At 69.1% G+C, this 23,515-nt stretch carries 22 protein-coding genes and 1 tRNA gene; 19 read left to right on the plus strand and 4 right to left on the minus strand.

The genetic code is table 11. The features are described 5' to 3' along the window. Positions 1 to 75: 75 nt before the first annotated feature. Genes ABIE65_RS05195 through ABIE65_RS05215 form a run of 5 tightly spaced genes read left to right on the plus strand, consistent with a single transcriptional unit; the run spans position 76 to position 3,994 of the window. Positions 76 to 495 carry a rhodanese-like domain-containing protein gene (locus ABIE65_RS05195; RefSeq protein WP_354076049.1) on the plus strand — a complete coding sequence of 140 codons (420 nt, stop codon included), beginning with the start codon at positions 76 to 78 and terminating at the stop codon, positions 493 to 495. Between the two features lie 4 nt (positions 496 to 499). After that, positions 500 to 1,951, plus strand: coding sequence for a chromosomal replication initiator protein DnaA (dnaA, locus tag ABIE65_RS05200; protein ID WP_354076050.1), 1,452 nt, complete (start codon positions 500 to 502; stop codon positions 1,949 to 1,951). A 23-nt stretch (positions 1,952 to 1,974) separates the two neighbouring features. Further along, positions 1,975 to 2,721 carry a 7-cyano-7-deazaguanine synthase QueC gene (gene queC, locus ABIE65_RS05205; RefSeq protein WP_354076051.1) on the plus strand — a complete coding sequence of 249 codons (747 nt, stop codon included), beginning with the start codon at positions 1,975 to 1,977 and terminating at the stop codon, positions 2,719 to 2,721. 60 nt (positions 2,722 to 2,781) lie between these two features. Beyond that, the gene (locus ABIE65_RS05210; RefSeq protein WP_354076053.1) at positions 2,782 to 3,624 is read left to right on the plus strand and encodes an SDR family NAD(P)-dependent oxidoreductase; all 843 of its coding nucleotides are present in this window, start codon (positions 2,782 to 2,784) and stop codon (positions 3,622 to 3,624) included. A 16-nt stretch (positions 3,625 to 3,640) separates the two neighbouring features. Next, the gene (locus tag ABIE65_RS05215) at positions 3,641 to 3,994 is read left to right on the plus strand and encodes a VOC family protein (RefSeq protein WP_354076054.1); all 354 of its coding nucleotides are present in this window, start codon (positions 3,641 to 3,643) and stop codon (positions 3,992 to 3,994) included. An 18-nt stretch (positions 3,995 to 4,012) separates the two neighbouring features. Here ABIE65_RS05215 and ABIE65_RS05220 read toward each other — a convergent pair whose 3' ends face one another. From ABIE65_RS05220 to ABIE65_RS05230, 3 genes are all read right to left on the minus strand, one after another. Beyond that, positions 4,013 to 5,065, minus strand: coding sequence for a serine hydrolase domain-containing protein (locus tag ABIE65_RS05220; RefSeq protein ID WP_354076055.1), 1,053 nt, complete (start codon positions 5,063 to 5,065; stop codon positions 4,013 to 4,015). A gap of 49 nt (positions 5,066 to 5,114) precedes the next feature. Then, positions 5,115 to 5,813 (minus strand): NUDIX hydrolase, encoded by a 699-nt coding sequence (locus ABIE65_RS05225; protein WP_354076056.1) that lies wholly within the window; start codon positions 5,811 to 5,813, stop codon positions 5,115 to 5,117. Between the two features lie 60 nt (positions 5,814 to 5,873). Then, positions 5,874 to 5,950: transfer RNA gene (locus ABIE65_RS05230), tRNA-His, on the minus strand. Positions 5,951 to 6,068: 118 nt separating this feature from the next. Between ABIE65_RS05230 and ABIE65_RS05235 the strand changes: the two genes are divergently transcribed. From ABIE65_RS05235 to dnaE, 6 genes are all read left to right on the plus strand, one after another. Then, on the plus strand, positions 6,069 to 7,238 hold the full coding sequence (locus ABIE65_RS05235; RefSeq protein ID WP_354076057.1) for a pyridoxal phosphate-dependent aminotransferase: 1,170 nt from the start codon (positions 6,069 to 6,071) through the stop codon (positions 7,236 to 7,238). Between the two features lie 174 nt (positions 7,239 to 7,412). Next, entirely contained in the window at positions 7,413 to 7,751 is a 339-nt protein-coding gene (locus ABIE65_RS05240; protein WP_354076059.1) for a P-II family nitrogen regulator, read from the plus strand. An 84-nt stretch (positions 7,752 to 7,835) separates the two neighbouring features. Continuing rightward, a complete protein-coding gene (gene glnA / locus ABIE65_RS05245; RefSeq protein ID WP_502918514.1) occupies positions 7,836 to 9,224 on the plus strand; it encodes a type I glutamate--ammonia ligase in 1,389 nt (462 codons plus the stop codon). 201 nt (positions 9,225 to 9,425) lie between these two features. Further along, positions 9,426 to 10,622 carry a nucleotidyltransferase domain-containing protein gene (locus ABIE65_RS05250; RefSeq protein ID WP_354076061.1) on the plus strand — a complete coding sequence of 399 codons (1,197 nt, stop codon included), beginning with the start codon at positions 9,426 to 9,428 and terminating at the stop codon, positions 10,620 to 10,622. Between the two features lie 83 nt (positions 10,623 to 10,705). Next, complete coding sequence (locus ABIE65_RS05255; RefSeq protein ID WP_354076063.1) at positions 10,706 to 11,464, plus strand: cysteine hydrolase family protein; 759 nt, start codon at positions 10,706 to 10,708, stop codon at positions 11,462 to 11,464. Between the two features lie 144 nt (positions 11,465 to 11,608). Then, positions 11,609 to 15,082: a DNA polymerase III subunit alpha gene (gene dnaE / locus ABIE65_RS05260; protein ID WP_354076064.1), complete on the plus strand. Its 3,474-nt coding sequence runs from the start codon at positions 11,609 to 11,611 to the stop codon at positions 15,080 to 15,082. Between the two features lie 24 nt (positions 15,083 to 15,106). Here dnaE and ABIE65_RS05265 read toward each other — a convergent pair whose 3' ends face one another. Further along, positions 15,107 to 16,291: a divergent polysaccharide deacetylase family protein gene (locus ABIE65_RS05265; RefSeq protein WP_354076066.1), complete on the minus strand. Its 1,185-nt coding sequence runs from the start codon at positions 16,289 to 16,291 to the stop codon at positions 15,107 to 15,109. Positions 16,292 to 16,526: 235 nt separating this feature from the next. Between ABIE65_RS05265 and ABIE65_RS05270 the strand changes: the two genes are divergently transcribed. The 8 genes from ABIE65_RS05270 to recF all read left to right on the plus strand — a co-directional run bounded on the left by ABIE65_RS05270 (position 16,527) and on the right by recF (position 23,496). Next, positions 16,527 to 17,153, plus strand: coding sequence for an anthranilate synthase component II (locus ABIE65_RS05270; RefSeq protein ID WP_354076067.1), 627 nt, complete (start codon positions 16,527 to 16,529; stop codon positions 17,151 to 17,153). Beyond that, entirely contained in the window at positions 17,150 to 18,220 is a 1,071-nt protein-coding gene (trpD, locus tag ABIE65_RS05275; protein ID WP_354076069.1) for an anthranilate phosphoribosyltransferase, read from the plus strand. The genes ABIE65_RS05270 and trpD overlap by 4 nt, the downstream gene beginning before the upstream one ends. Further along, the gene (gene trpC / locus ABIE65_RS05280; protein WP_354076070.1) at positions 18,217 to 19,023 is read left to right on the plus strand and encodes an indole-3-glycerol phosphate synthase TrpC; all 807 of its coding nucleotides are present in this window, start codon (positions 18,217 to 18,219) and stop codon (positions 19,021 to 19,023) included. The genes trpD and trpC overlap by 4 nt, the downstream gene beginning before the upstream one ends. A gap of 4 nt (positions 19,024 to 19,027) precedes the next feature. Then, positions 19,028 to 19,501: a cyclic pyranopterin monophosphate synthase MoaC gene (moaC, locus tag ABIE65_RS05285; protein WP_354076072.1), complete on the plus strand. Its 474-nt coding sequence runs from the start codon at positions 19,028 to 19,030 to the stop codon at positions 19,499 to 19,501. Further along, positions 19,498 to 20,697 carry a molybdopterin molybdotransferase MoeA gene (locus ABIE65_RS05290; RefSeq protein WP_354076073.1) on the plus strand — a complete coding sequence of 400 codons (1,200 nt, stop codon included), beginning with the start codon at positions 19,498 to 19,500 and terminating at the stop codon, positions 20,695 to 20,697. Before moaC ends, ABIE65_RS05290 begins: the two co-directional genes overlap by 4 nt. Positions 20,698 to 20,700: 3 nt before the next feature. Next, a complete protein-coding gene (locus ABIE65_RS05295; RefSeq protein WP_354076075.1) occupies positions 20,701 to 21,096 on the plus strand; it encodes a hypothetical protein in 396 nt (131 codons plus the stop codon). A gap of 100 nt (positions 21,097 to 21,196) precedes the next feature. Further along, positions 21,197 to 22,315, plus strand: coding sequence for a DNA polymerase III subunit beta (dnaN, locus tag ABIE65_RS05300; protein WP_354076077.1), 1,119 nt, complete (start codon positions 21,197 to 21,199; stop codon positions 22,313 to 22,315). Then, complete coding sequence (gene recF / locus ABIE65_RS05305) at positions 22,312 to 23,496, plus strand: DNA replication/repair protein RecF (RefSeq protein ID WP_354076079.1); 1,185 nt, start codon at positions 22,312 to 22,314, stop codon at positions 23,494 to 23,496. Before dnaN ends, recF begins: the two co-directional genes overlap by 4 nt. Positions 23,497 to 23,515 lie beyond the last annotated feature (19 nt).

The following is a 23,515-nucleotide window of genomic DNA, read 5'->3' on the forward strand; positions in this document are numbered from 1 at the left end:
CGGAACTTTCGTTTCGCCGCGACGCTCACCCTTTGTCTGCGCGCCGGAACCGGCGCTGCGCGGGAGGTGCAAAACATGGCTGACTACGCGGGAGACGTGTCACCCGAGAAGGCCTGGCAGGGGCTGGGCGCGGAGAGCGGCGCCGTTCTGGTCGACGTGCGAACGCGGCCGGAATGGCAGTTCGTCGGTCTGCCCGACCTGTCTCCGCTCGGCAAGCAGGTGGCCGCGGTCAGCTGGCAGGTCTATCCGACGATGGAGCGCAACCCGCAATTCGAGGAGGCGGTTCGTTCCGTGGCGCCGTCCCCGGACGTGCCGGTGTATTTTCTCTGCCGGTCCGGCGTGCGTTCGCGTGCCGCCGCGATCGCGATGACGGCCGCAGGCTACGGCCGATGCTACAATGTCGCCGGCGGGTTCGAAGGCGGCCTGGATGAAACGCGCCATCGTGGCGCGCGCGAGGGATGGAAGGCCAGCGGCCTCCCCTGGGTCCAGGAATAGACAGATGGAGCGATCGGAAGTTCGAAGCGCGCAGTGGGCGCGCGTGCGCGGGCGTTTGCGCGCCGAGTTCGGCGACGGCGTCTTCCGCAGCTGGATAAAGCCGATGACGTTCGTCGGCTGCGATGCCGGAACGGTCCGGATCGGCGTTCCCACCCGATTCCTCCGCGACCGGGTCAGCGCGCAGTACGGCGACAGGCTGAGATGCCTGTGGACCGAGGAAGACGACGGCGTCCAGGAGATCGACCTCGTCGTCATCAGCGCGATGGCGCAGCGTGCCGCCGAAGAGGAGGCGCGGAAGGCGACCCACGCGGCCGAGGCCAACGGCGAGGCCAGTGCCGCCGGCGAGCCGGCGGCGCCCGCCGGAACGAACGGCCATGCCGCGGCGCGGCCGTCGATCCGTGTCGTCCAGAACGAGGACGACTGGATCGACACGCTGAGCGCGCCGCTCGACCAGCGGCTGACCTTCGACAATTTCGTCTCGGGCAAGCCCAACGAGTTCGCCCATGCGGCGTGCCGCCGGGCCGCGGAGGCGGAGCGCCCGCCGTTCAATCCGCTGTTCCTCTACGGCGGCGTGGGGCTGGGCAAGACGCACCTGATGCACGCCATCGCGTGGCACATCCGCGAGCGCGACCCGCACAGGCGCGTCGTCTACCTGTCCGCCGAAAAATTCATGTACCAGTTCATCCGCGCCGTGCGCTTCCGCGACACGATGGCCTTCAAGGAGCAGTTCCGCTCCGTGCATGTGCTGATGGTGGACGACGTCCAGTTCATCTGCGGGCGGGAGAGCACGCAGGAAGAATTTTTTCACACGTTCAACGCGCTGATCGACCAGAACCGCCAGATCGTCATCTCGGCCGACAAGTCGCCGGCTGACCTGGAGGGGCTGGAGGAGCGCATGCGCTCGCGGCTCGGCTGGGGCCTCGTCGCCGACATCCATCCGACGACCTATGAGCTGCGGCATTCGATCCTGGAGGCGAAGGCCGACCAGATGGGCGCGAAGGTGCCGGTGCAGGTGCTCGAGTTCCTGGCGGCGAAGATCACCTCCAACGTGCGCGAGCTCGAGGGGGCGCTGCTCCGCCTGACCGCTCATGCCGACCTGGTCGGCCGGCCGATTTCGGTCGATACGGCGCAGGAGGTCCTGCGCGACGTGCTGCGGGCGAACGACCGCAAGGTGACGATCGAGGAAATCCAGAAGCGGGTCGCCGAGCACTACAATATCCGCCTCGCCGACATGCACTCGCCGCGCCGCGCCCGCGCCGTCGCCCGGCCGCGGCAGGTGGCGATGTATCTCTCCAAGCAGCTGACCTCGCGGTCGCTGCCGGAGATCGGGCGCAAGTTCGGCGGCCGCGACCACACCACCGTGATGCACGCGGTGCGCAAGATCGAGGAGCTGCGGGCCGGCGACAACGGCCTGTCCGAAGACATCGACCTGCTGCGCCGCATGCTGGAGAATTGATCGCTCAGGCCGGGGAGGTGGCGATGGCGGGTCCGGTTCCGAACGCGGAGAGGGCCCTCGTGCTCTTCTCGGGAGGACAGGATTCGACGGTCTGCCTCGCCTGGGCGCTGCAGCGGTTCGAGCGGGTCGAGACGATCGGCTTCGACTACGGCCAGCGGCACCGCGTCGAACTCGACTGCCGCGCCGCCGTTAGGGCGCGGCTGGTCAGGGCCTTTTCCGGTTGGGCCGGCCGGCTCGGCGACGACCATCTGCTCGACCTGGGGGTGCTCGGCCGGATCAGCGACACCGCGCTTACCGGCGATGCCGAGATCCGTTTCGCCGAGAGCGGCCTGCCGACGACCTTCGTGCCGGCGCGGAACCTGCTGTTCTTCACCTTCGCCGCCGCCGTCGCCTATCGCCGCGGCCTGCGCCACATGGTGGGCGGCATGTGCGAGACCGACTATTCCGGCTATCCCGACTGCCGCGACGACACGCTCAAGGCGCTGCAGGTCGCGATCAACCTGGGCACCGACAGCCGCTTCGTCCTGCACACGCCGCTGATGTGGATCGACAAGGCGGGCACGTGGGACATGGCCGAAGACATCGGCGGAAGCGCGCTCGTCGATCTCGTCGTGCAGGAGACGCATTCCTGCTATCGCGGCGACCGCAGCCAGCTTCACGCCTGGGGCTATGGCTGCGGCAGTTGCCCGGCCTGCGAATTGCGCGCAGCCGGCCATGCGCGTTGGGCGGCCGGACGGAATCTCGCCCCGGAGGGATCCCAGCCCGGCTGACCGTCCGTTTCCCTCCGTCGCGCTTCGGCGTAGCGTCGTGCAAAACGATGGAGGAACACGATGGCCCGGCAGATCGATGGACGTGTGGTGCTGATCTCCGGCGCCGGTGGCGGGTTGGGATCGGCTATGGCCCGCGGTCTGGCCGAAGTCGGGGCGCGTCTCGCCCTCCACGATCTGCGACATCCCGCCGTCGCGGCGTTGGCCGGGTCCATCGGCGCCGACCGTACACTGGCCCTTTCCGGCGACATCGGCGACGAGGCGGAATGCCGCCGGGCGGTCGCGGCGACCTGCGAGCGGTTCGGCCGGATCGATGTCGTGATCAACAATGCCGGCGTCGGCATCGGCACGATCAGGCCGGACTACTACCGCCGACGGATCGACAGCTTTACCGACGTGTCGGCCGACGACTGGCGGCGCTTCTTCCGGGTGAACGTCGACGGCGCCTTCCACCTGACGCGGGCCGCCATGCCGCATCTGCGCCGCCAGGGCTGGGGGCGGGTCATCAACGTGACGACGACGCTCGGCACCATGTTGAGGCCCGGCTATGTCCCCTACGGCTGTTCGAAGGCGGCCCTGGAATCGCTCTCGTCGATCTGGGCGCAGGAGCTGGAGGGCAGCGGGGTCACGGTGAACGTCGTGGTGCCCGGCGGGCCGACCGACACGGGCATGGTGACGGCCGAGAACGGTCTGGACCGATCCGCCCTGCTGCGGCCCGAGGTCATGGTGCCGCCGGTGCGCTGGCTCTGCTCGTCCGCCGCCGACAGGGTGAACGGCCGCCGGTTCACCGGCAGCCTCTGGGACGCGACCGGCGGCGAAGAGGCGGCCGCCGTCGCCGCTGGCATGCCGATCGGCTGGCCGGGCGTCGGCCCGAACTGGTCGACCCCGCCGTCCGCGCCGGCATAAGGAGGGCAGGGAGGCCATGACGGTGAAGCGGATCGTGGCGAACATCGCCGTCGCCGATATCGCGCCGGCACGCGATTTCTACGAAGGGGTCCTCGGGCTTCGGCTGGTCATGGACCATGGCTGGCTGCAGACGTTTGCGACAGACGGCTCGGCCCGACCGCAGGTCAGCATCGCCACCGAGGGTGGCTCCGGAGCGCCCGTTCCGGATCTGTCGATCGAGGTCGACGACGTCGACGGCGTATATGCCGTGGTACGCGCCCGCGGCATCGCGGTCGAATACGGTCCGGCCGACGAACCCTGGGGCGTACGCCGCTTCTTCGTTCGCGATCCCTTCGGTCGCCTGCTCAACATTCTGGAGCACGCCCGATAGCCGGAGCCGCCTGTAGCCTCACGGCCGGTCCAGGTTCGCCAGGACGATCTCGCGCCAGACCCGCGTCGGGGTGACGGCGGCATCCGGCGCATTGTAGCGGCCCGACAGCGTCACCACCGTCAGGTCGGCCCCGGGCATCACCCACAGCCGTTGGCCGCCGTTGCCGAAACCGGCCATCCATGCTTGCGGACCGGCAAAGGCGGGTACGGGCGCGTCGCCGATGTACCAGAGCCGGCTGTAGTGCAGTCCGTCGCCCGTCGGAACCGCCGGCGTTCGCGAGGCCGCGATCCAGTCGGCCGGGACGATGGCGCGGCCGTTCCAGCGCCCGCCGTCCAGAACCATCCGGCCCAGCCGCAGGAGATCGCGCGGCCGCAGCCGCAGGCCCGAGGCGGCCGACGCGATGCCGTCGCGGCCGCGCGCCCACTCGAAGGTTCGGATGCCCATAGGCTCGAACAGCGCCGCGCGGGCGAAGTCGGGCAGGATGGTCCCGGCACCTCTGGCGATAAGCGATCCGAGCAGTGCGACCGCACCGCCAGAATAGATCCAGCGCAGGCCGGGCGCGGCGACGATCGGCCGGTCGAGGGCGAAGCGCGTGCGGTCGGGCGCCGCTTCCATCGCGATCTCGCTGTTCAGCGGGTCGGTGTAGGGGCGCTGCTCGTCCCAGGCGAGGCCCATGGTCATGGTGAGCGCATGCGCCACCGTCAGGCGCGACCGCCGCGGATCGGTGGCGAGATCGGCGAGGTCGGGAAAGGATGCGAGCAGGGGCGCCTCAGGCGGCGGGACCAGGCCGCGATCCAGGGCGATGCCGTAGAGCAGTCCCACGACGCTCTTCGTCACGGAGCGGATGTCGTGCAGGGTCGCGGCGTCGAAGGCGACGCGGCCGAGCGGACGGCCCCAACTCTCGTCCTGCCCGGCGAAATAACGTTCGAGCACGATGCGACCGGAGCGTGCGACGAGAACGGCGTGGAGGTGGCGCAGGAGGCCGGAGCGCACGCCGGCATCGAGCTTATCGCCCAGGTCGGCGGCGAACCCCGCGTCTTGCGGTGGGAGAGATGCCCAGTCGTCCGTCATGTCTCTGAGGGCTACGGCCGCGCCATCGCCATCTCCCCGGAGACGACTTCTACTCGTAGACGACGTTACGCCGTCCCTGACGGACCGTGAAGGCCGGCGCGGGGCGTTCGGGAGCGTGGAGGGAGTCTTCCGCCAGGCGCGCTTCGATCTCCGCCAGCACCAGTTCGGTGATCGGGCGGATCTTGAGCTTGCGCGCCTCGGGCAGGGTGAACCACCGCACCTTCAGCAATTCGCTGGAGTCGGTTTCCTCGCCGGTGATCGCGTCGGCGTCGACGACGAAGAAGCGGGCGTTGAAGCGGCGCGGCCGACCGGTCGGCGTCACGGCACGGGCGACGTAGGTCAGGCCGCCCAGGGCGGGGGCCATACCGGTCGACAGGAAATGCTGCCAGCCCTTCGGGGCGCGTCCGGGCTTCGCGGCGGCTTCGGTCCGGCCGCCGACGATCAGGCCCGTTTCCTCGAACGTCTCGCGGACGGCGGCCATGGCGAGCGCCAGGGCGCGGCGTGGGGTCGCGGTCTTCTGCAGGCGCTCCAGCACCTCCGGGCGCAGCGGCGTAGCCGGCTGGACGAAGGCGTCGGAGCGGTCGACGCGGCCGCCCGGAAACACGAAGTTCTCCGGCACGAAGACGTGGGCGGCACTGCGCTCGCCCATCAGGACCTCGCCGCCGTTCTTGCCCTTGCGCACGATGATCAGGGTCGACGCGTCGCGCGGCCGAAGGAGCTTAGGGGAACCCTCGGAAGCGTCGGACATGGCAGTGACCCTTTCGACGCCCCGGTCGGGGCGGCGCAGCGTTGACCGGAAAGGAAGGGATGGGGTGTCCAGACGGATTTGAACCGACGGCCTCCGGGACCACAACCCGGCGCTCTAACCAACTGAGCTATGGACACCATCGCTCGAAGCGGCGCACTAGGTGCCACCCGGGGCGGGTTTCGTCAAGCATGCCCTTTGCGGCCGAAGGCTCTATCCGGCATATAGGGGCCAGAAAACGATTAGGGAGAAGCCCTCATGGCCGACCTGCGCCTCGCCGAAAACCTGTCCCGCCTGGGCACGGAGACCGCTTTCGAGGTCCTGGCCCGAGCCGCGGCGCTGGCGGCCGAAGGCAAAGACATCATCAATCTCGGCATCGGCCAGCCGGACTTCAAGACGCCCGAGCACATCGTCGAGGCGGCGGTGAAGGCGCTGCGCGACGGCCATCACGGCTACACGCCGGCGAACGGCATCCCGGCCCTGCGCGAGGCGGTGGCGGCGGACATCCTGCTGCGCCGCAAGGTCGCAGTCGATCCCGCGGACATCCTGATCGTGCCCGGCGGCAAGGTGACGATGTTCTTCGCCATCCTGATGTTCGGCGAGCCAGGGGCGGAGATCATCTACCCGAACCCGGGATTCCCGATCTACGAGTCGGTCATCCGCTACTCCGGTGCCAAGGGTGTGCCGATGCGGCTGCGCGAGGAGAACGGGTTCGCGTTCGACGCCGACGAGGTGCTGGCGCAGATCACGCCGGCGACGCGCCTGCTGATCGTGAACAGCCCCGCCAACCCGACCGGCGGCGTCACGCCGAAGGCCGAGATCGACAAGCTGGTCGCCGGCCTGGACCGGCACCCACACGTCGCGGTGATGAGCGACGAGATCTATGGCCGCATGACCTATGGCGGGCGCGAGCATGTCAGCCTGCTCGGTTACGAATCGATCCGCGACCGCCTGATCCTGCTCGACGGCTGGAGCAAGACCTATGCGATGACCGGCTGGCGCCTGGGCTATGGCGTGTGGCCGAAGAGCATCGTGCGCCAGGCCGAGCGGCTGGCGGTGAACTGCCATTCCTGCGTCAGCACGGCCGCCCAGTTCGCAGGCATCGCCGCACTGAACGGCCCTCAAGATGCCGTGGACCGGATGGTGGCGGCCTTCGACGAGCGGCGCAGGCTGATCGTCCCGGCGCTAAATCAGCTGCCGGGCTTCCGCTGCGTCGATCCCGGCGGCGCCTTCTATGCCTTCCCGAACATCGAAGGCACGGGCATGACGGCGCGCGATCTCCAGAAGCGGATGCTGGAGGAGGCGGGCGTCGCCACGGTCGCCGGCACCAGCTTCGGCGCACAGGGCGAAGGCTTCGTCCGCTTCTCCTATGCCGCCTCGGCCGAGCAGATCAGCGAGGCGATCCGCCGGATCGGCGCGGTTCTCTGATTGCCTAAACATCGGGCGCCAAATTTTGTGCAATGTTCTAGAATGTGCGCAATGGGCGCCGCCGCCTGCTCCGTGCGCCGCGGGATACACCGCGCGGTTGGTTGGCACGGGGCGTGCTTCACGCTGGCTGGATGACGTGCACTCTGTGCGACATCCGGGGATCGACGGGCAGTCATGAAAAAGATCGAAGCGATCATCAAGCCGTTCAAACTCGACGACGTTAAGGACGCTCTGCACGAGGTCGGCATCAAGGGCCTGACCGTGACGGAGGCCAAGGGCTTCGGCCGGCAGAAGGGGCACACCGAACTCTACCGCGGCGCGGAGTATGTCGTGGACTTCCTGCCGAAGGTGAAGATCGAGGTCGTCATGGAAGACGGCATGGTCGAACGTGCGATCGAGGCGATCATGCAGGCGGCCCGCACCGGCCGCATCGGCGACGGCAAGATCTTCGTCTCCACGGTCGACGACGTCATCCGCATCCGGACCGGAGAGACCGGCGGCGACGCCGTCTGATTCCGGCCGATCACACAACGCACACCCAATTACCCGCAGAGGAGCGAGGGGATGTCACTGAAGTTCAAGACGCCCGCGGACGTCATGAAGTACCTGAAAGACAACGACGTGAAGCACGTCGACTTCCGCTTCACCGACCCGCGCGGCAAGTGGCAGCACACCACGCAGTGGCACGAGACCGTCGACGAGGACATGCTGACCGACGGCCTGATGTTCGACGGTTCGTCGATCGCCGGCTGGAAGGCGATCAACGAGTCGGACATGATCCTGTCGCCCGACATCTCGACGGCGGTCATGGATCCGTTCTGCGCGGATCCGATGATGATCATCTTCTGCGACATCACCGAGCCGTCCACCGGCCAGTTCTACAGCCGCGACCCGCGTTCCACGGCGAAGAAGGCCGAGGCGTGGGTGAAGTCGTCGGGCATCGGCGACACGGTGTTCTTCGGCCCGGAAGCTGAGTTCTTCGTCTTCGACGACGTCCGCTTCAAGGTCGACATGAACCACTGCTTCTACGAGGTCGACTCGATCGAAGGTCCGTACGTCACCGGCAAGGCCTTCGAGACGGGCAACTACGCGCACCGGCCGGCGATCAAGGGCGGCTACTTCCCGGTTCCGCCGATCGACTCCGCCCACGACATGCGCGCCGAGATGGTGCAGGTCCTGTCGCAGATGGGTCTCGCCATGGAGAAGCATCACCACGAGGTGGCGCCCTCCCAGCACGAGCTCGGCGTGAAGTTCAACACGCTCCTCGGCGCGGCCGACTGGATGCAGATCTACAAGTACGGCATCCACATGGTCGCCCATCAGTACGGCAAGACCGCGACCTTCATGCCCAAGCCGATCTTCGGCGACAACGGCTCCGGGATGCACTGCCACCAGTCGATCTGGAAGGACGGCAAGCCGCTGTTCGCGGGCACCGGCTATGCAGATCTGTCCGAGACGGCGCTGTTCTACATCGGCGGCATCATCAAGCACGCCAAGGCGCTGAACGCCTTCACCAACCCGTCGACGAACAGCTACAAGCGGCTCGTCCCGGGCTACGAGGCGCCGGTGCTGCTGGCCTATTCCAGCCGCAACCGCTCGGCGTCCTGCCGCATCCCCTACGTCTCCAGCCCGAAGGGCAAGCGCGTCGAGGTCCGGTTCCCGGATCCGGCGGCGAATCCCTATCTCGCCTACTCGGCCATGCTGATGGCGGGCCTCGACGGCATCGAGAACAAGATCCATCCGGGCGACCCGATGGACAAGAATCTCTACGACCTGCCGCCCGAGGAGCTGAAGGACATCCCGACCGTCTGCGGCTCGCTCCGCGAGGCGCTGGTCGCACTCGAAGCCGACCACGAGTTCCTGATGAAGGGCGACGTCTTCGGCAAGGATCAGATCGATGCCTATATCGAACTGAAGTACGAGGAAGTCCTCGCCTTCGAGACCTCGCCGCATCCGATCGAGTACAAGATGTACTACAGCGTCTGATCTGCGCACGGCGGGAGCGGCGGCGACGCTCCTCCCGCTATGGTCTGTCTTCGCGAGAAGGGCGTCCCGGACGGGGCGCCCTTTCGTCGTTTCGGCGGTGAGGCTTTGCCCCGTTGAGTGGTGCCGGCGGTTTCTCTACAAGGGCGGCGAGGCCGGCGCGGGCGGGCTGCAACGGTTTCGGGACAGTGGATGAAGTGGCCGGTGCCAAGGGCCGATCTGCCGCCGGCATTGCGGTTCGTCGCGACGTGTCTCGCCTGTGCGGCGGGCGGCCCGGTGGCGCCCGTCCGGCGTGCGCTGCCGCATGTCGCCGAAGACTGGCCGGCCGTCCTGGCCGCGGCCGGCCGGCATCGCGTCGATGTCGCGGTCGCAGTCGCATTGCGGCGGGCCGACTGGACCTTCGTTCCGGCGGCGATCCGCGAGGCGCTGACCCGCACGGAGCGTGCCGCCAGTCTCCGCGCATTGTCGCAGACCGCCGAGACCGAACGCCTGTCGCAGGCGCTCGAGGCTGCCGCCATTCCATTCTTCACGGTGAAGGGGCCGCCGCTCGGCCTGCTACTGTTCGACAGCGCCACCGTGCGCCAGTCGAAGGACATCGACATCGTCGTCGACCCAGACGCGGTCGACGCGGCCACTGCCGTGCTGCGCGCCCTGCGCTACGAGCCTACCGACCAGGAGGCCCATTTCACGCCGCGCCAGCGGCGGGCCTTTCGCAGCATCGAGCGCCACAGCACGTTCCGCTCCCTGAATCGCGGGGCGCCGGTGGAACTGCACTGGCAACTGAACGCCGACAACTTGTTCGACTTCGACGTGAAGGCGGCATGGAAGCTCAGAACCCCGGTGCGCATCGGAAACGGCGCAGTGCCCGTGCTGCCGCCGGAGACGCTGCTGCTCTACCTCGCCTGCCACGGCGCCGGCCATGCCTGGTTCAGGCTGAAATGGCTGATCGACATCGCGGCGATCCTGCGGCGCTGGGACGATGCGGCCATTCGGGCCGGCTGGGATATGGCGGTGGCGGAAGGCCTCCAATCGGTATTGGGATCGGCCTTCCTGCTGGCGCGGGACGTCCTCGATGCTCCGGTCCCGCCGGATATCGAGGCGTACGCCGAAGCCGATCCGGCGGGACGCAGGCTGACCGCGGTCGCCTGCCGGGCCATGGTCGAGGACGACATGCGCCGCCTGTCGCCGCATTTCTGGTGGAGCAGCTTTCATCTCCGGCCGGACTGGAGCTACCGCACGCGCCATGCGCTCAGGTCGCTTTATGCGCCGAACGACTGGACGCGCTTCCCGTTGCCGGATGCCCTCTTCCCGCTCTACTTCCTCATGCGGCCGTTCACTTGGCTCGGGCGCGGAGGGCTGGGCGAGCCGGTGGTCCGTCGCGCCGGCAACGCCGAGGGCTGACGCGCTGCGGGCGCAGGCGCGATTTGACAAGCCGACGCCAGCGGGGATGATCGGCAGCCGTACCGGAGACGGAAGTGCAGCCGATGACGTCCTCGTCCGACCAGCCGGCATCCCGAGAAATCCCAGCCCCGGAGCGCCCATCCTGGAAGACGGGCTGGCGCAGCTTCTATTACGAAGGCGCGCCCGAGGCGCCGGACCCTGTGCTGCTGCCGGGCAAGGTCGCGCTGCTCGTGATCGACGTCCAGAACGCCTATCTCGACAGACCCGACCCGGCGACGTTGGCGCCCGCCGAGCGGGCGCGGCAGGAGGCGTGGCAGCCGTTCCACCGGCGGATGGACGAGGTCGTCGTGCCGACGATCGCCCGACTGATCGAGCGGTTCCGCGCCGACGGCAACCACGTCATGTTCGCGCGAATCGCCGCGCGCCTGCCGGACGGTGCCGACCGGTCGCTCAGCCAGAAGAAGCCGGGGTGGAATAATATCCTGCTGCCACGCGACGCCCATGAATCGCAGGTCGTGCCGGCGCTGGCGCCGCGTGCCGACGAGATTGTCGTGACCAAGACGACCGACTCGGCGCTGACCGGTACCAACCTCCGCCTCCTGCTGACCAACATCGGCATCACCCACGTCGTCGCCGTCGGCGTCTTCACCGACCAGTGCGTGTCGTCGACGGTCCGCAGCCTCGCCGACGAGAGCTTCGAGGTGATCGTGATCGAGGACGCCTGCGCCGCGGGAACGATGGACCTGCACGACCAGGAACTGCGCATCATCAACCGCATCTACTGCGAGGTCATGCGCGCCGACGACCTGATCCGCTATCTGCCGGAGCGGCCGGTCGCGTAGGCTTTCCAGCGCGCTGGGGTACACTGTCCACAAGATGCTGTGAGTAAATCCGCGGCCGACCGCCAGTTCTTGGGCCGGTTCGGCTGACAGAACGCCGCCGTTCGTGCGATCTTCGGCCGGCGCCGCAGTTCCGGAATTTGCCTGATGCCTCACGCCGAGTTCGTCCACCTCCGGCTCCACACGGCTTACTCCCTCTCCCAGGGCGCGGTCCGGATCGGCGAGCTGGTCGAGCTCTGCCGCAAGCACGCCATGCCTGCCGTCGGTATCAGCGACACGGGCAACCTGTTCGGCGCCCTGGAATTCGCACTGGCCGCCTCCAAGGCCGGCGTACAGCCGATCGTGGGCACCATTCTGGGCCTGCGGCGGCCGGTGCAGACCGGGCGCAACGGCCAGCTCCAGCAGGCCGACCCGGACCAGTTGCTGCTGATCGCACAGAGTGAGCGCGGCTACCGCAACCTGATGGCGCTGGTCAGCAAGGCGTTCCTGGAGACCCAGGGCGGCGAGCCGGCGCAGGTCGGCTGGGACGCGCTCGACGGGGCGACCGACGGCGTGATCGCCCTGACCGGCGGTCCCGCCGGTACCGTGGGGCGCCTGTTGCTGGAGAACCAGGGCCCGGCGGCGGAGGAGGCTCTGCTGCGGCTGGCGGCGCTGTTTCCGGGGCGGCTCTACGTCGAACTCATGCGCCACGGGATGCGCGAGCAGGACGCGATCGAGGCCGGCTTGGTCGATCTCGCCTACAGGCACGACCTGCCGCTGGTGGCGACGAACGACGTGCACTTCGCCGATGCCGGAATGTTCGAGGCGCACGACGCGCTGATGTGCATCGCGCAGGGGCGGCGGGTCGAGGAGGAGAACCGCCCACGCCTCACGCCGGATCATCGCTTCAAGTCGGCGGCCGAGATGCGGACGCTGTTCGCCGACCTGCCGGAGGCGGTGGAAAACACGCTGGTGATCGCGCGGCGCTGCGCGTTCATGCCGCTGCCGCACAAGCCGATCCTGCCCAATTTCCCGACCGTCGCCGGCCGTACCGAGGCGGAGGAGCTGATCGCCCAGGCCCAGGCGGGGCTCGATCAGCGGCTCGAAACCCACGTGTTCACGGCGGAGATGAGCGCCCAGGAGCGCGAAGCGGTCGCGAAGCCCTACCGCGAGCGCCTGGCCTACGAGGCCCAGGTCATCGAGAATATGGGCTTCCCTGGCTACTTCCTGATCGTCTCCGACTTCATCAAGTGGGCGAAGGACAGGGACATTCCCGTCGGACCCGGCCGCGGCTCCGGCGCGGGCTCGGTCGTCGCCTGGGCGCTGACCATCACCGACCTGGATCCGCTGCGCTTTGGCCTGCTGTTCGAGCGGTTCCTGAACCCGGAACGCGTGTCGATGCCCGACTTCGACATCGACTTCTGCCAGGACCGGCGCGACGAGGTGATCCGCTACGTCCAGGACAAGTACGGCCACGACAAGGTCGCCCAGATCATCACCTTCGGTAAGCTCCAGGCGCGGGCGGTGCTGCGCGACGTCGGCCGCGTGCTCGGGATGCCCTACGGACAGACCGACCGCATCTGCAAGCTGGTGCCGAACAACCCGGCCAACCCGGTGACGCTGCAGCAGGCGATCGACGGCGAGCCGCAGCTCCAGGAGATGCGGCGCAAGGACGAGGCGGTGAAGCGCCTGATCGACATCGCGCTGAAGCTGGAGGGGCTGTACAGGCACGCCTCGACACACGCCGCCGGCATCGTCATCGGCGACCGGCCGCTCCAGGAACTGGTGCCGCTCTACCGCGATCCGAAGTCGGACATGCCGGTCACCCAGTTCAACATGAAGTATGTCGAGACGGCCGGGCTGGTGAAGTTCGACTTCCTCGGCCTGAAGACGCTGACGGTGCTGCAGCATGCGGTCCGCCTGCTGCACGAGCGCGGCCTGCCTATCGAGCTGGAGACGCTGCCGCTCGACGACGCGGCCAGCTACGAGCTGCTGGGCCGCGGGCACACGGTGGCGGTGTTCCAGCTCGAAGGTGCGGGCATGCGCGACATGCTGAAGCGCCTGCGCCCCAACCGGATCGAGGACATCATCGCGGTCGTGGCGCTTTACCGGCCCGGTCCGATGGAGAACATCCCGAGCTACATCAACCGCAAGCATGGGCTGGAGGAGCCCGACTATCTCTACCCGACGCTCGAGCCGATCCTGAAGGAGACCTACGGGATCATCATCTATCAGGAACAGGTGATGCAGATCGCCCAGGAGCTGTCGGGCTACAGCCTGGGCGCCGCCGACCTGCTCCGCCGGGCGATGGGCAAGAAGATCAAGGCGGAGATGGCCGCGCAGCGCGTCGCCTTCGTCGACGGCGCCAAGGCGCGCGGGGTCGAGGAGAAGAAGGCCTCGGAGATCTTCGACCTCGTCGACAAGTTCGCCGGCTACGGCTTCAACAAGTCGCATGCGGCGGCCTATGCGCTGGTCGCCTATCACACGGCCTACCTGAAGGCGAACCACACGGTCGAGTTCATGGCGGCGACCATGACCTACGACATGCACAATACGGACAAGCTGAACGCCTACCGGCAGGACCTGAAGCGCTTCGGCCTCGACCTGCTGCCGCCGGACATCAACCGCTCCGGCGATCTCTTTACGGTCGAGGATCTGCCGGAGGGCGGCAAGGCGGTGCGCCATGCGCTGGCCGCGATCAAGAATGTCGGTCGCCAGGCGATGGCGGCGATCGTCGCGGAGCGCGGCAGGAACGGGCCGTTCAAGGACCTGTTCGACTTCGCCCGCCGCCTGGACATGAGTTTGCTGAACAAGCGTCAGCTGGAGAATCTGGCGCGCGCCGGCGCCTTCGACTGTTTCGGCATGCATCGCGCCGGCGTGGTCGCGGCGATCGACACGGTGGTTCGCTATGCCGTAGCCGCAGCGGACGAGCGCGCCTCGCAGCAGGTCAGCCTGTTCGGCGGCGCGTCGGGGCCGGAGGTGCCGCGCCTGCCCGAGGTCGACCGCTGGAGCGAGACGGAGAAGCTCCAGTACGAGCTCGATGCCATCGGTTTCTACCTGTCAGCGCACCCGGTCGATGCCTATCGTACGGTTCTGGAACGGGCGGGAGCGGTACCGATTTCCGAGTTGCAGCGCCGGGTCGGCGCCGGCACGGCACGGCTTCTGGTCGGCGGCACCGTCGTCGCCAAGACCGAAAAGATGTCGCAGCGCGGCTCGCGCTACGCCTTCATCCAGCTTTCCGACAGCAGCGGCATCGTCGAGATGTCGATGTTCTCCGAGGTCCTGAGCGCGTCGCGCGAGATTCTCGAGGCCGGGAAGCCGATCCTGTGCACGGTCGAGGCGAAGGTCGACGGCGAAACGCTGCGTGTCGGCGTGCAGAAGGTCGAGGATCTGGATCGGATGGCGGCCAACAGCGCCGCCGGCCTGCGGATCGCCCTGCACGATCCCCGTCCGATCGAGCGGTTGAAGGCACTTCTCGAGCCGTCGCGGCGCGGCCGCGGCAAGGTGGTCGTCGTCGTCGGTATCGACGACGGCCGCGAAGTCGAACTCGAGCTGCCGGGGACCTACTCGGTGTCGCCTTCCGTCTCGGCCACCTTGCGTGCGCTGCCGGGCGTCATCGACGTGACCGAGGCCGCGCTGTAGACGCCTCGGAAAGCCGGAGCGGGATCAGCCGCGCGGCGGCGGGATGGCGGCCTCGTTGCGGCCTGCGGCGGGCTCGTGCAGGCGCTTCACGATCGCGGTGAGCGGGACGAGGGTGTAGCCGCGGGATTGCAGCGTCGGAAGCCATGCCTGGAGCACGTCGATGGTCGCCGGGTGCGGGTGCCCGATGCCGACGGCGTAGCCCTGGGCGCGCGCCTTGCGCTCCAGCTGTTCCAGGCTCTGCCGCACGGCTGCGGCGTCCTGGACGTGATCCAGGAACACGTCGCGTCGGGCGAAAGGCACGCCGTAGCGTGCCGCGACGGCCGATCCGACGGTCCTGCCGGTCGTCACCGAATCGAGAAAGAGCAGGCCGCGCCGCTGCAACTCCGAGAGGACGACCGACATCCCGTCGGCGTCCTGGGTGAAGCGGCTGCCCATATGGTTGTTGATGCCGACGAAGCCGGTGAACCGGCCTAGGCCCCAGTTCAGGCGCCGCTGCAGTTCCGTTTCGTTCGCTGCCACGGTCAGTGCCTCCGGCCCGGGCGAGACCGAGGACTCCATCGGTTCCATCGGGACGTGCAGCATCAGCTCGTGGCCGGCGGCGCGGGCCGATGCGGTCTGCTGGGGCAGGTCCTCGGCGTAGGTCAGGAAGGACAGCGTGATCGGGCCGGGCAGGGCGATCGCGCGCCGGCTCTGCGGCCGGTTGAGGCCGACATCGTCCAGCACGATCGCGATCATCGGCCGGCCGCTCGTCGGCGGTGCGGCGACGGCATAGCGCTGCCATGCCGGTTGTCCCGATGCCGCGGGCGGCGGCGTCGCCGGAGGCGGCACCGTCGGGATCGCGGCGAGAGTGGTGGGCTCGGCGACCGTGGGTTCGGGGTCGGGGTCATAGACCGCCGCCGGCGGCGGTGGAGGCGATTTGGCGGCGGGTGCCGCGACCGGCGCCGTCACGGGCGCTGCGGGCGCCGCGGCCGGTGCGGGCTTCGGCGCGTCCTCGCGCTTCGGCGGCGGAGCGATCCGCGCCGTCTCCCGTGGCACGTCGCGCACGACCGGGGCGCTGCGCGGCGGCGGCGCCGGAGGTGCCGCCGGCGCCTCGGATCGTGCGGCGACGGTCCGCGGCTTCTCGGCGGGCCAGAGGAGCGCCGCGGCGGCACCGGCGATGAACAGTCCCGCGAGGAGACCGAGCAGCAGTGCCGAGGAGCGGCCGGACACCTTCGCTCTCCGCCGGCCGGCCGTCTTCGCCGACGATCTCGGCTTTCGTGTCGCAGCCGAGGGGGCGGCCCGGCGCCGGGAAGTCCTGCGTGCCATATTGCGCCGTCGATCCCAGATATACCGGTAAGGAGAAGCGGCGGGTCGGCTTCCGCCGCCTCGGGCCGCTTGTTATAACGCAGACCTTATAGCATCGGTGCCGCCCTGCGGCAGCCGTCGCGTCCGGAAGGTTCGAACGATGTTCCTGCTGATCGATAACTACGACAGCTTCGTCTACAACCTGATGCACTTTCTAGGCGAGTTGGGCGCCGAGATCGAGGTGCGGCGCAACGATGCGCTGACTGTCGACCAGGCGCTGGCGATGGAGCCCCAGGGCATCATCATCTCGCCCGGCCCGTGCGATCCCGACAAGGCGGGCATCTGCCTCGACCTGATCCGGGAGGGCGCGGGCAAGGTGCCGATCCTCGGCGTCTGCCTCGGCCATCAGGCGATCGGGCAGGCGTTCGGCGGCAAGGTGATCCGCGCCCCGGCGCCGATGCACGGCAAGCTGAGCCGCATCGACCATACCGACCGGGGCCTGTTCGCCGGCCTGCCGGACCGGTTCGAGGCGACGCGCTATCACTCGCTGCTGGTCGACCGCGACGGCCTTCCCGACGAACTCGAGGTGACGGCGCAGACCGACGACGGCCTGATCATGGGGCTCGCCCACCGGGAGCACACGATCCACGGCGTGCAGTTCCACCCCGAGAGCATCGCCTCCGAGCACGGCCACAGGCTGCTCGGCAACTTCCTGTCGATGACGACCCAGGGCCGTCTGCCGAACCGGACGCCGGCGCCGATGCCGGAGCGCCGGGTGCGCGCATGAGCGGGGCCGCCATAAGTGGGACGGCGGGAGCCGCCGACGCGCGGGACTTCAAGGCGATCCTGGCGCAGGTCGCGGCCGGCGGCAGCTTGGCGCGCGCCCAGGCCGAAGCCGCGTTCGAGGTGATGATGTCGGGCGAGGCGACGCCCGCGCAGATCGGCGCCTTCCTGATGGGCCTGCGCGTCCGCGGCGAGACGGTCGAGGAGATCACCGGCGCGGCGACCGTCATGCGCGCCAAGGCCGTGCGTGTCGAGGCGCCGGCCGGTACCATCGATACCTGCGGCACGGGCGGCGACGCGTCGGGAACGTTCAACGTGTCGACGGGCGCGGCGATCGTCGTCGCGGCCTGCGGCGTTCCCGTCGCCAAGCACGGCAACCGTGCGGCGTCCTCCAAGTCCGGCAGCTCGGACGTGCTGGCCGCGCTGGGCGTGAACATCGACGCCGACATGTCCCTGGTGGCCCGTGCCCTCAGCGACGCCGGCATCTGCTTCATGATGGCGCCGCGCCATCACGGCGCCATGCGGCACGTGGCGGGTGCGCGCGTCGAACTCGGAACGCGGACGATCTTCAATATTCTTGGGCCCTTGTCGAACCCGGCGGACGCGAAGCGTCAGCTGCTCGGCGTGTTCTCGCGCCAGTGGCTGGAGCCGATGGCGCGCGTCCTGGGCAATCTCGGCTCGCAGCGGGCCTGGCTGGTGCACGGCTCCGACGGCCTGGACGAACTGACGACGACCGGCCCGTCCTATGTGGCGGAACTGCGGGACGGCGACGTGCGGACCTTCGAGGTGACGCCGGAGCAGGCGGGCCTGGAGACGGCGCGGCCGGACGACCTGAAGGGCGGCGATGCGGCGACTAATGCCGCGGCGATGCGCGCCATGCTGGGCGGCGAGCGCGGTCCGTATCGCGACATCGTGCTGCTCAACAGCGCTGCCGCCCTCATGGTCGCCGATCGCGCGGGCGATCTGCGCGAGGGGGCCGATATGGCGCGGGCGGCCATCGACGGCGGCACGGCCAAGGACGTTCTGGACCGGCTGATCCGGATCACCAACGAGACGGGAACGGCGGCATGAGCGATACGCTGCGCCGGATCATCGACGACAAGCGGACGCTCGTCGCGCAACGGAAGGCGGAGCGTTCGGTCGAGGATCTTCGCCGGGCGTGCGCCGGGATGGAGCCGCCGCGCGGCTTCGCACGCGCGCTGCAGGCGCGGGCCGCCACCGGCTTCGGCCTGATCGCCGAGATCAAGAAGGCGTCGCCGAGCAAGGGCCTGATCCGCGCCGATTTCGATCCGCCGGCGCTGGCGCGGGCCTATCGCGCGGGCGGTGCCAACTGCCTCTCGGTGCTGACCGACGAACCCTATTTCCAGGGCTGCGACGACTTCCTGATCGCGGCGCGGGCTGCGGTCGACCTTCCAGCGCTGCGTAAGGATTTCATGATAGATCCTTGGCAGATAACGGAAAGCCGGTCGATCGGGGCCGATTGCGTCCTGCTGATCATGGCGGCGGTGGACGATATGTTGGCCGCCGAGATCGAAGCGACGGCGGTCGAACTCGGCATGGACGTGCTGATCGAGGTGCACGACGAGGCCGAACTCGACCGTGCGCTGAAGCTGCGCTCGCCGCTGCTCGGCATCAACAACCGCAACCTGCGCACCCTGGCGGTCGACCTCGCGACGACCGAGCGCCTGGCGCCGCGCGTCGGCGGTGATCGGATCCTGGTCTGCGAGAGCGGCATCCGCACCCACGGCGACCTGGAGCGGATGGCGAAGGTGGGTGCGCGCTGCTTCCTGGTCGGCGAGCACCTGATGAGCCAGCAGGACGTGACGGCGGCGACGCGCGCGCTGCTCGGGACCGCCACCGCCGAAGCGAGCTGACGCCATGTCCGACCTGACGCATTTCGATGCCGAGGGGCGCGCCGTGATGGTCGACGTGTCGGCGAAGGACGTGACCGACCGCACCGCGACCGCCTTCGCGCGCATCCGCATGGAGCCGGCGACTCTGGCGCGGGTGCAGGAGGGGTCGATCGGCAAGGGCGACGTGCTCGCCGTGGCGCGCCTCGCCGGCATCATGGCGGCGAAGCGAACCCCCGACCTGATACCGCTCTGCCACCCGCTGCCACTGGCTTCGGTGAAGGTCGACCTCGCCTGCAATGCCGATGAGTCGGCCGTCGACATCACCGCCACCTGCAAGGTGACGGGGCGCACCGGCGTCGAGATGGAGGCGCTGACGGCCGCGACCGTGGCGGCGCTCACGGTCTACGACATGTGCAAGGCCATCGACCGCGGCATGGCGATCACCGAAGCGCGTCTGCTGCACAAGGCCGGGGGCAAGTCCGGGGAGTACCGGGCATGATACCGGTCGCCGAGGCGCTGGATCGCATTCTGCGGGACGTCGAGCCTCTACCGGTGCAGCAGGTGCCGCTGCTCGACGGTCTCGGCCGGGTGCTGGCCGGGGACATTGCGGCGCGGCGGACGCAGCCGCCGATGGCGGTGTCGGCCATGGACGGCTACGCGGTGCGCGCCGCCGACGTCGCCACGGTGCCGGCGACGCTCCGCCTGATCGGCGCGGTGCCGGCGGGTCGCATCTTCGACGGGCAGATAGGGCCGGGCGAGACGGTGCGGATCTTCACCGGTGCGGCACTGCCCGCCGGCGCCGATGCGGTGGTCATCCAGGAAGACACGACGGCCGACCGCGACCGGATTATCGCGACGGAGTCGGTGGTGGCCGGCCGCCACGTGCGCCGGGCCGGTATCGACTTCCGAGAGGGGGAGGTCGGACTGCGCGCCGGGCGGCGGCTGACGGCGCGGGACATCGGCTTCGCCGCGGCGATGAACGTGCCGTGGCTGACGGTCCGCCAGCGGCCGCGCGTCGCCATCCTGGCGACTGGCGACGAGATCGCGCTGCCCGGCGATCCCCTGGCACCCGGACAGATCGTCAGTTCGAACGGCCCTGCGCTGCACGCTTTCGTCCGGGCCTGCGGCGGCGAACCGATCGATCTCGGCATCGCCGCGGACACCGAGGAGGCGATCGTCGAGCGGGCGCTGGGGGCCGTGGGGGCGCAGGTGCTGGTCACGACGGGCGGTGCGTCGGTCGGCGACCACGACCTGGTGCAGCCGGCGCTGACCCGCATGGGGATGACGCTCGACTTCTGGAAGATCGCCATGCGGCCGGGCAAGCCGCTGATGGTCGGGCGGCTGGGCGACATGCGCGTGCTGGGGCTGCCGGGAAATCCGGTCTCCTCCATGGTGTGCGCGATCCTGTTCCTGCGGCCGCTGCTGGCGCGGCTCGCCGGGAGCGAGGATCCCGCGGGCGAGGGGCGAGGGACGGCACGGCTCGGACGCGCTCTGCCGGAGAACGACAGGCGCGAGGACTATCTGCGGGCGACGCTGACGACCGAGGCCGACGGCACGCTGGTCGCCCATCCCTTCGAGGTCCAGGACAGCTCGCTGCTCGGCGCCCTGGCGCGGGCCGACGCGCTGGTGATCCGGCCGCCGCATGCGCCGCCAGCGGCGGCAGGTGCGCAGGTCGAGATCCTGCGCCTGACCTGACGCATGGGACGGGGTCCCGCACAGGGCGAAAGGCGCGACCGCCTGATCGCGCTCTATGCCGAGATGGCCGTGCTGACCGAGCCGGAGTGCCTGGCCTTCTGCCCACGGCCGATGACCTGCTGCGAGGAGCGCTACTGCACCATCGCGATGGAGTTCGCCGCCGAGCATTGGGATGTCGAGCTGGTGCCGACATGGCACAGAGTGCTGCCGATGATGGGCCCCGACGGCTGCACTGTGGCGCCGCATCTGCGCCCCATCTGCACGGCGCACACCTGCGATATCTGCGAGCACGGCGCGAAGCGCGGCGACCCCGTCTGGACCGAGCGCTACTACGCGCTGAAGGACGCCATCGCCGCCCTGGAGGCGGAGATCCTGGGCGACGTGTTCATCTCCGGCTAGCGTCTTCTTTCCCCGTTGGCGCACGCTTTTCTGCTATAGTCTTCGGCCCGGTGCGGTGAGTTTCGTCGCACCGCGAGTCTTTTGGCCAGTCGGGACGGACATGAAGCTCACGATCGAACGCAGCGCTCTCCTCAAGTCGCTCGCTCATGCCCAGAGCGTCGTCGAGCGCCGGAACACGATCCCGATCCTCGCGAACATCATGCTGCAGGTCGACAAGGGGCGGCTCAGCCTCGCGGCGACCGACATGGATATCGGCGTGATCGAGACCCTGGAGGTCGAGGCCAGCGTTTCGGGCGCCACGACGGCGCCGGCGCACACGCTCTACGAGATCGCGCGCAAGCTGCCGGAAGGGTCGCAGGTTCAGATCGACGCCACCGGCGAGCATGGACAGATCAAGCTCCGCTCCGGCCGCTCGACCTTCACGCTGTCGACCCTGCCGACCGAGGACTTCCCGGTGATCTCCGGCGGCGACCTGCCCTACCGCTTCCGGATCGCGGCCAAGGAACTGCGCGGCCTGATCGACCGGACGCGCTTCGCGATCTCGACCGAGGAGACGCGCTACTACCTGAACGGCGTGTACCTGCATCCGGCCGAGACCGACGGGGTGCCGCTGCTGCGTGCCGTGGCGACCGACGGGCACCGGCTGGCGCGCTGCGAGATTCCGCTGCCGGACGGCGCGTCGGGCATGCCGGGCGTCATCGTGCCGCGCAAGGCGGTGACCGAGATCCGCAAGCTGCTGGAGGATGAGGGCGGCGAGGTCGAGGTCGCGCTGTCCGAATCGAAGATCCGCTTCGTCGTCGGCGACCTCGTCCTGATCTCCAAGCTGATCGACGGGACCTTCCCGGACTATGAGCGCGTCATCCCGGTCGGCAACGACAAGACGCTGGACATCGACTGCAAGGCCTTCCGCGAAGCCGTCGACCGCGTGTCGACCATCTCCTCGGAAAAGTCGCGCGCGGTGAAGCTGAGCTTCAAGGACGGCACCCTCGTCCTGTCGGCGACGAGCGCCGACAACGGCATCGCCACCGAGGAGTTGGAGATCCGTTACGACGGTCCGCCGATGGATATCGGCTTCAACTCGCGCTACCTGCTGGACATCGCCGCGCAGATCGACGGCGATACCATCGAACTGGTCCTCGCCGATTCGACGGCACCAACGGTGCTGCGCGATCTCGCCGATACCAGCGCGCTCTACGTCCTCATGCCGATGCGAGTGTGATCGCCGTCGAGAGACAGTATCCGGAGGCACCGGCCCAGGCTTCTCCCCTGGCCGTTTCGCGCCTGACGCTCACCGCCTTCCGCAGCTACCGCGAGGCGCGCATCGAGACCGATGCGCGGCCCGTCGCGCTACTCGGTCCGAACGGCGCCGGCAAGACGAACCTGCTGGAGGCCATATCCTTCCTGGTGCCGGGACGGGGTCTGCGCGGCGCGCGCCTGTCGGAAGTGGCCCGCCACGTGCCCGGCGAGACGGCGGATACCGCCGCCTGGGCCGTCGCTGCGCGCCTGGACACGCCGCTGGGCCGAGTCGAGATCGGCACGGGCCGGGATCCGGCCGGCGATTCCGAAAGCGAGCGCCGGGTGGTGCGAATCGACGGCGTGCCGGCGCGCAGTCAGGCGGCACTGGCCGCTCATGCGGCCGCGGTCTGGCTGACGCCGCAGATGGACCGCCTGTTTACGGAGAGCGCATCGGGGCGCCGCCGCTTTCTCGACCGTCTGGTCTTCGGCTTCGACCAGGGTCATGCGGGGCGGGTCGCCGGCTATGAGAACGCGATGCGCCAGCGCGCCCGCCTGCTGCGCGAAGGCCGCCGCGACGCAGCGTGGCTCGCGGCCCTGGAGGAGGCGATGGCGACGCGCGGCGTGGCCGTCGCCGCCGCCCGATGCGATCTGGTGGGCCGGCTCAACCTGGCGGCATCGGAGGCGCCGGGGCTGTTTCCGCAGGCGCGCTCGGCCGTTGCCGGGGATGTCGAGACCTGGCTGGGCGAGATGCCGGCGCTGGCGGCCGAGGACAGGCTGCGCGACATGCTGGCCGCGTCGCGCGGTCGCGACGCTGAGGCGGGCGGTGCCGGTGTCGGCACGCATCGCAGCGACCTAGTGGTGCACGAGGTCGCGCGGGACATGCCGGCGGCACGCTGCTCCACCGGCGAGCAGAAGGCGCTGCTGGTGTCGATCGTGCTCGCCCATGCGCGCCTCGTCGCGGCCGCGCACGGCGCGCCGCCGCTGCTGCTCCTCGACGAGGTGGCGGCCCATCTGGACAGTGCCAGGCGGACCGCGTTGTTCGATGCCATATGCGCGGTCGGCGCCCAGGCATGGATGACGGGAACCGACCTCGAACCGTTTCGCGCCCTGGGCGATCGTGCCCAGTTTCTGAGCGTGCAGAACTCGACCGTCGGCCCCATATGACGGCCTGCGATTTCTGCGC

The sequence above is a fragment of the Constrictibacter sp. MBR-5 genome, from assembly GCF_040549485.1.
Taxonomy (GTDB): domain Bacteria; phylum Pseudomonadota; class Alphaproteobacteria; order JAJUGE01; family JAJUGE01; genus Constrictibacter.

Coding starts and splice junctions, on each gene's coding strand:
- ABIE65_RS05195 (WP_354076049.1), top strand. CDS start 76: ATGGCTGACTACGCGGGAGACGTGTCACCCGAGAAGGCCTGGCAGGGG.
- dnaA (WP_354076050.1), top strand. CDS start 500: ATGGAGCGATCGGAAGTTCGAAGCGCGCAGTGGGCGCGCGTGCGCGGG.
- queC (WP_354076051.1), top strand. CDS start 1,975: ATGGCGGGTCCGGTTCCGAACGCGGAGAGGGCCCTCGTGCTCTTCTCG.
- ABIE65_RS05210 (WP_354076053.1), top strand. CDS start 2,782: ATGGCCCGGCAGATCGATGGACGTGTGGTGCTGATCTCCGGCGCCGGT.
- ABIE65_RS05215 (WP_354076054.1), top strand. CDS start 3,641: ATGACGGTGAAGCGGATCGTGGCGAACATCGCCGTCGCCGATATCGCG.
- ABIE65_RS05220 (WP_354076055.1), bottom strand. CDS start 5,065: ATGACGGACGACTGGGCATCTCTCCCACCGCAAGACGCGGGGTTCGCC.
- ABIE65_RS05225 (WP_354076056.1), bottom strand. CDS start 5,813: ATGTCCGACGCTTCCGAGGGTTCCCCTAAGCTCCTTCGGCCGCGCGAC.
- ABIE65_RS05235 (WP_354076057.1), top strand. CDS start 6,069: ATGGCCGACCTGCGCCTCGCCGAAAACCTGTCCCGCCTGGGCACGGAG.
- ABIE65_RS05240 (WP_354076059.1), top strand. CDS start 7,413: ATGAAAAAGATCGAAGCGATCATCAAGCCGTTCAAACTCGACGACGTT.
- glnA (WP_502918514.1), top strand. CDS start 7,836: ATGAAGTACCTGAAAGACAACGACGTGAAGCACGTCGACTTCCGCTTC.
- ABIE65_RS05255 (WP_354076063.1), top strand. CDS start 10,706: ATGACGTCCTCGTCCGACCAGCCGGCATCCCGAGAAATCCCAGCCCCG.
- dnaE (WP_354076064.1), top strand. CDS start 11,609: ATGCCTCACGCCGAGTTCGTCCACCTCCGGCTCCACACGGCTTACTCC.
- ABIE65_RS05270 (WP_354076067.1), top strand. CDS start 16,527: ATGTTCCTGCTGATCGATAACTACGACAGCTTCGTCTACAACCTGATG.
- trpD (WP_354076069.1), top strand. CDS start 17,150: ATGAGCGGGGCCGCCATAAGTGGGACGGCGGGAGCCGCCGACGCGCGG.
- trpC (WP_354076070.1), top strand. CDS start 18,217: ATGAGCGATACGCTGCGCCGGATCATCGACGACAAGCGGACGCTCGTC.
- moaC (WP_354076072.1), top strand. CDS start 19,028: ATGTCCGACCTGACGCATTTCGATGCCGAGGGGCGCGCCGTGATGGTC.
- ABIE65_RS05290 (WP_354076073.1), top strand. CDS start 19,498: ATGATACCGGTCGCCGAGGCGCTGGATCGCATTCTGCGGGACGTCGAG.
- ABIE65_RS05295 (WP_354076075.1), top strand. CDS start 20,701: ATGGGACGGGGTCCCGCACAGGGCGAAAGGCGCGACCGCCTGATCGCG.
- dnaN (WP_354076077.1), top strand. CDS start 21,197: ATGAAGCTCACGATCGAACGCAGCGCTCTCCTCAAGTCGCTCGCTCAT.